Genomic DNA, 4,921 nt, shown 5'->3' with positions numbered 1-4,921 from the left:
GGGCGCTGGTGGCGTACGTCGGGGTGCAGCCGATCGTGGCCACCCTGGCGTTACTGGTCGGCGTACGCGGGCTGGCGAACGTCCTCGTGCCCCAGCTCGTCGAGTTCCGCAACCCCGACCTGATCGCGCTCGGCAGCAGCTCGGTGGCCGGGATCCCGGTCATCGTGCTGATCGCGGCGGCGCTGACGCTGATCGTGCTGTTCGTGGTGCGGCGGACCACGTTCGGGCGGCAGGTGGTGGCGATCGGCGGCAACCGGCAGGCGAGCGAGCTGTCCGGCCTGCCGGTCAAGCGCGTGCTCCTGACCGTGTACGTGATCTCCGGCCTGTTGGCGGCCCTGGCAGGAGTGCTCGCCACGGCCCGGCTGCAGGCCAGCGACCCGACCTCGCTCGGCCTGTTCATCGAGCTGTCGGCGATCACCGCCGTCGTCGTCGGCGGCACCCCGCTGACCGGCGGCCGGATCAGGGTGCTCAGCACCGTCATGGGCGCGCTGCTCATGCAGCTGCTCGCGGCCACGTTGATCAAGCACAACCTGCCGCAGTCGTGGACCCAGATGGTCCAGGCGGTCATCATCCTGGCCGCCGTCTATGCCACCAGGGAGCGTGGGACCCGATGAACCGGGAACAGGTGAGCCGGCTCCTCCAGCAGCACGGCGCCCTCATGGTGCTGGGGCTGCTGCTGATCGTGGGCAGCCTGGCCTTCGACTCCTTCGCCACGCCGGGGAACGCGGCCAGCGTCGTGGTGTCCTCCTCATTCCTGGCGATCATCGCGATCGGGATGACGTTCGTGATCATCAGCGGCGGCATCGACCTCTCCGTGGGGTCGCTGTTCGTGCTGGGGGGCGTGCTGGCGGCGTACGGGTCGCAGTACGGGCCGGTGCCGGCGCTGCTGCTGCCTCTCGCGGTGTGCGGGGTCGTCGGCCTGCTGCAGGGGCTCGTGATCGCGCGGACCGGGATGGCGCCGTTCATCGTCACCCTGGCCGGGCTGCTCGGCGTCCGTGGCCTGATGCTGGCGATCTCGGACGAGGGCGCCATCACCTATCTCGTCCGGGATCCCGTCTTCGCCGCCCTCGGCCAGGGCGAGGTGCTCGGCCTGTCGTACCCCGTGTACATCACCATCGCCCTCGCCTTCGTGGCGATGGTGCTGCTGCAACGCACCGGCTTCGGCCAGAACGTCTACGCCATCGGCGGGAACGAGCAGGCGGCGGCCCTCATGGGCGTCCCGGTCGCGCGCACCAAGGTGTCGGTGTACGTCATGTCGGCCCTGCTGGCGGGCCTGGCCGGCGCGCTGAACGCGGCCCGGTTGTCCTCCGGGGTGACCATCCTCGGCATCGGCCTCGAACTGGACGCCATCGCCGCCGTCGTGATCGGCGGCACGCTCCTGACCGGGGGAGCCGGCGGGATCACGGGGACGGTGGCCGGGGTGTTGCTGCTCGGGGTCATCCAGAGTCTGATCAACCAGGTGGGGAACCTGACGTCGGCGTTCCAGCAGGTGGTGAGCGGGCTGTTCCTGGCGCTGGTGGTGGTGGCGCAACGACTGCTCAGCAAGGCCCAACGCCTCACCTGACGCGGCCGCCTCAGGCGAGCCGGCCGGATCGGCGATGGGCGGCGGCAGATCGGTTCACCTGACGCGACCGCCTCAGACGAGCCGGCCGCATCGGCGACGGGGCAGCGGCAGGGTGGTTCACCTGACGCGGCCGCGCGGTCGCAGGCGGGTGCCGGGCAGGACGGGGGCGGGGAGGGGCGCACCGTCGAACCCCACGACGGTGCCGAACCCCGCACCCTCCATCCACTCCTTGCGGAACGCGACGATCTCGTCATGGGAACGGCCGACGAAGTTCCACCACATCACGATCTCCTCGGCGAACGGCTCCCCGCCGATCAGCAGCAGCCGCCCCCGCCCGGACACCCGCAGCCTCGAACGCCCGGGCGGCAGATACACCAGCGGCCCAGGCTCCAGCCCGTCCACCGTGCCGTCGAGCAGCAGCAGCCCGTGCTCGAACGCCGGATCCAGCGGTATCTCGCCGTCCCCGTCCACCGCGATCTGGGCGCCCACGAGCGGACTGTAGGCGGTGGCGGGCGAGACCACCCCGCCCAGCGACCCCATGACGACCCGCGCCTCGAACCCCCGCCCGGCCAGCACGGGCAACGACGGGTGATGCTCGAAACCCGGCGCGACGTCCCGGTGCCCGTCCGGCAGCGCCACCCACAACTGCACGCCGTGCAGCACCGTCTCCGGCGACTCCTCGGAGTGCGAGATGCCGTGACCGGCCGTCATCAGGTTCAGTTGGCCTGGGCGTATCTCCTGCCGGGTGCCCAGGCTGTCGAGGTGCAGCACCTCGCCCGCGACCAGCCAGCTCACCGTCTGCAGGCCGGTGTGCGGATGTGGTGGGACACGCATGGTGGCGCGCTGCGGCCCGTACGCGTCCACGAAACACCACGCGCCGATCATGCGCCGGTGCTGCCCCGGCAGGGTCCTGCGCACCATCATCGCGCGCGGCCCGCCCAGCGGGACCTCCCGCCCCGTCAGCACTTCGCCGCCGGTGTCCTGCGAGTCGCTATTGCTCACCCCAAGACTGTACGCGGGCCGGCGCCGCGACTGTAAAGGGCATGCCAGGGCAGAGGAGACCTTCGTGACACAGCCATCAGACAGCCGCAGAGCCGGACTCCTCGGAGCGGCTCCGGCCAACTGGATATCGGCGCTCACCGGCCTGGGTGGGCGCGACACGTTGCTCTCGTGCAAAGGCCGGCGGGTGGACGCCCTCGACCTGGCCCCGGCCGATCCCGCCGCCCTCGAATCCTTTCTTCGTACCGAGCTCGCGTCCGACTCGCCCGAGGACGACTGCTCGGGCGACGCGGCGTTCCGGATCCGGTCGGCGCTACGCGACATCCCTGAGGCGGCACGTACCGCGGTGCGGATCGGCTCGCCCGGGCGGATCGACGCCGAGACGGCCGAGCGGATCAGGGGTGACCTGCGCGACTTCGCCCGCCTGGGTGGCTTCACCCTCCGGCCGCGAAGCACGCCCTGGTACGGCGCCGCGCTCCGGACCGCCGAACAAGCCCGGCAGGCCGCCGACCTGGCGTCCCGGCTGCACTCGCACCTGCTGCCGCTGCTGGCGTACCGGGTGGACCAGGCATGCGGCGAGGTGGGGTTACGGACGCCCGGCGGATACTTGGAGCGTGCGGCACGGCTACGGCTGTTCGAGGGAGTCGCCGAGACGATGCGACGCCTCTCACCACGCGTCTTCGAAGCCGCCCCCACCCGCCTCGCCGAAGCCACCAGCGAGCCCGCCCTACTACGGGCCTTCCGGCAGAACAGACCTGGCGGACAGCGGGTGTCACGGGCGGAGGGGTCTGGCGGGCGGCGGGCGGCTTGGGGGGACTGGTTCGGTAGGTGGCAGGCGTCATGGGAGAACCGGTTCGGCGGGTGGCGTCGGGCGGCCAGGGAGGGCGCGCCCCTTGGGTTGTGGGAGCGTCGTGCGCTGCGCAAACAGGCGCGGGCCTTCTGGCTGGGCGCAAACCGGCCCGAGCGCGCCGACCTGCGCGGCGCCCTCGCCGAGGCCGCCGCCCAGCTCGCCGAATGGGAGTCCCTGCGCGTCTCCCCGCCGGACGGAGGCTCCTGGCGACCCGGCCCCGCCCCCACGGGCCCCTTGCCTGCGGGCGGCCGCCCCATGGCGGGCCGGAGCGGTTCGCAGGGGGTTCGGGGGAGGCCGCCGTGGCCGCCGTCCGAGCTTGGCGATCTGCTGCGGCTGGAGGCCGGGTGTGAGGCGCGGCTCGACTCGCTGCGTGCCTACGTGCGCGTGCCCGACGATCCCGAGCAGGTGCTCGCCGCACTCTGCGCCGACCGCGACACCGCGTGGAGACTCCCCAGCCTGTACGAGCTGGGCATGCGGCTCGACAGCCTGGGCCTCGGCGCACTCCTGGACGACCTGGTCCGCAAGGAGGCGGATGCGGACCTGGCGGTGGCGGCGTTCGACCACGCCTGGTACTCCGCCATCCTCGACCACCTCGGGACCGGCCGATCCGCGTAGCAGGCCGCGTCCAGAAGAAGGGGCCTGTGACGGCCGCTCGCCACAGAGAGGTGACGGCTGCCGGACCCGATCATTTCATCATCGGGTCCGGGCAGGTCAGCCCAGGGTTTCCCACCAGCCGTCCACCGCCGGGGCGGCGGCGGTGTCCACGGCCTCGCCCGGGCGCGGTACGACGATCTTGACGTCACGTGCCTTGGCCTCGCGCCACAGCCGCTCCACCGGCTCCGCCCACGGGTGCAGGGCCAGCGTGAACGTCGCCCAGTGCACCGGGAGCAGCAACGAGCCGCCCAGGTCGAGGTGGGCGTTCACGGCCTCTTCCGGGTTCATGTGGATGTCCGGCCAGGACGGGCTGTAGGCGCCGATCGGCATCAACGTCAGGTCGAACGGCCCGTGCGCCGACCCGATGCCCCGATAACCCGAGAAATAGCCGGAATCGCCCGCGTAGAACACCCGCTTGTTCGCTCCGGCGACCACCCAGGAGCCCCACAACGTGTCGTTGCGGGTGAGGGACCGGCCGGAGAAGTGGCGGGCCGCCGTGGCGACGAACCGCAGCCCCGCCAGCTGGACCTCCTCGTCCCAGTCGAGCTCGACGATCCGGTACGCGGGCACGCCCCACCCCTCCAGGTGCGCCCCGATGCCCAGCGGCACCACGAACGGCGCCTTCTGCGTACGGGTCAGGGAGCGCACGGTGGCCAGGTCGAGATGGTCGTAGTGATCGTGCGAGATCGCGATCACGTCGATCTGCGGCAGTTCGCCGATCTCCACGGGGACCGGATGGTGCCGCTTCGGGCCGACGAGCCGCGAAGGGGAGGGCCGCTTGCTCCACACCGGATCGAACAGCACCCGCTTGCCCTCGATCTCCACCAGCGTGGAGGCGTGGCCGTACCAGACGG

At 71.9% G+C, this 4,921-nt stretch carries 5 protein-coding genes; 3 read left to right on the top strand and 2 right to left on the bottom strand.

Translation table 11 applies throughout. From position 1 onward, the window contains the following. On the top strand, window positions 1–614 hold a 614-nt coding region (locus ITP53_RS53760; protein WP_195903205.1), incomplete at its 5' end, for an ABC transporter permease. Continuing rightward, window positions 611–1,564 (top strand): ABC transporter permease, encoded by a 954-nt coding sequence (locus ITP53_RS53755; protein WP_195903204.1) that lies wholly within the window; start codon window positions 611–613, stop codon window positions 1,562–1,564. The genes ITP53_RS53760 and ITP53_RS53755, both read left to right, overlap by 4 nt. A gap of 117 nt (window positions 1,565–1,681) precedes the next feature. On the opposite strand, the gene ITP53_RS53750 is transcribed toward ITP53_RS53755, so the two are convergent. Beyond that, window positions 1,682–2,566 (bottom strand): pirin family protein, encoded by an 885-nt coding sequence (locus ITP53_RS53750; protein ID WP_328818791.1) that lies wholly within the window; start codon window positions 2,564–2,566, stop codon window positions 1,682–1,684. 64 nt (window positions 2,567–2,630) lie between these two features. Between ITP53_RS53750 and ITP53_RS53745 the strand changes: the two genes are divergently transcribed. Then, window positions 2,631–4,028 carry a hypothetical protein gene (locus tag ITP53_RS53745; protein WP_236052203.1) on the top strand — a complete coding sequence of 466 codons (1,398 nt, stop codon included), beginning with the start codon at window positions 2,631–2,633 and terminating at the stop codon, window positions 4,026–4,028. A gap of 96 nt (window positions 4,029–4,124) precedes the next feature. Here ITP53_RS53745 and ITP53_RS53740 read toward each other — a convergent pair. Then, window positions 4,125–4,921, bottom strand: a 797-nt coding sequence (locus tag ITP53_RS53740; protein ID WP_195903201.1) for an MBL fold metallo-hydrolase, incomplete at its 5' end; no start/stop codon positions are given.

The organism is Nonomuraea cypriaca (genome assembly GCF_015645445.1).
Taxonomy (GTDB): Bacteria; Actinomycetota; Actinomycetes; order Streptosporangiales; family Streptosporangiaceae; genus Nonomuraea; species Nonomuraea cypriaca.
This window is presented reverse-complemented; position numbering and strand designations above follow the sequence as displayed.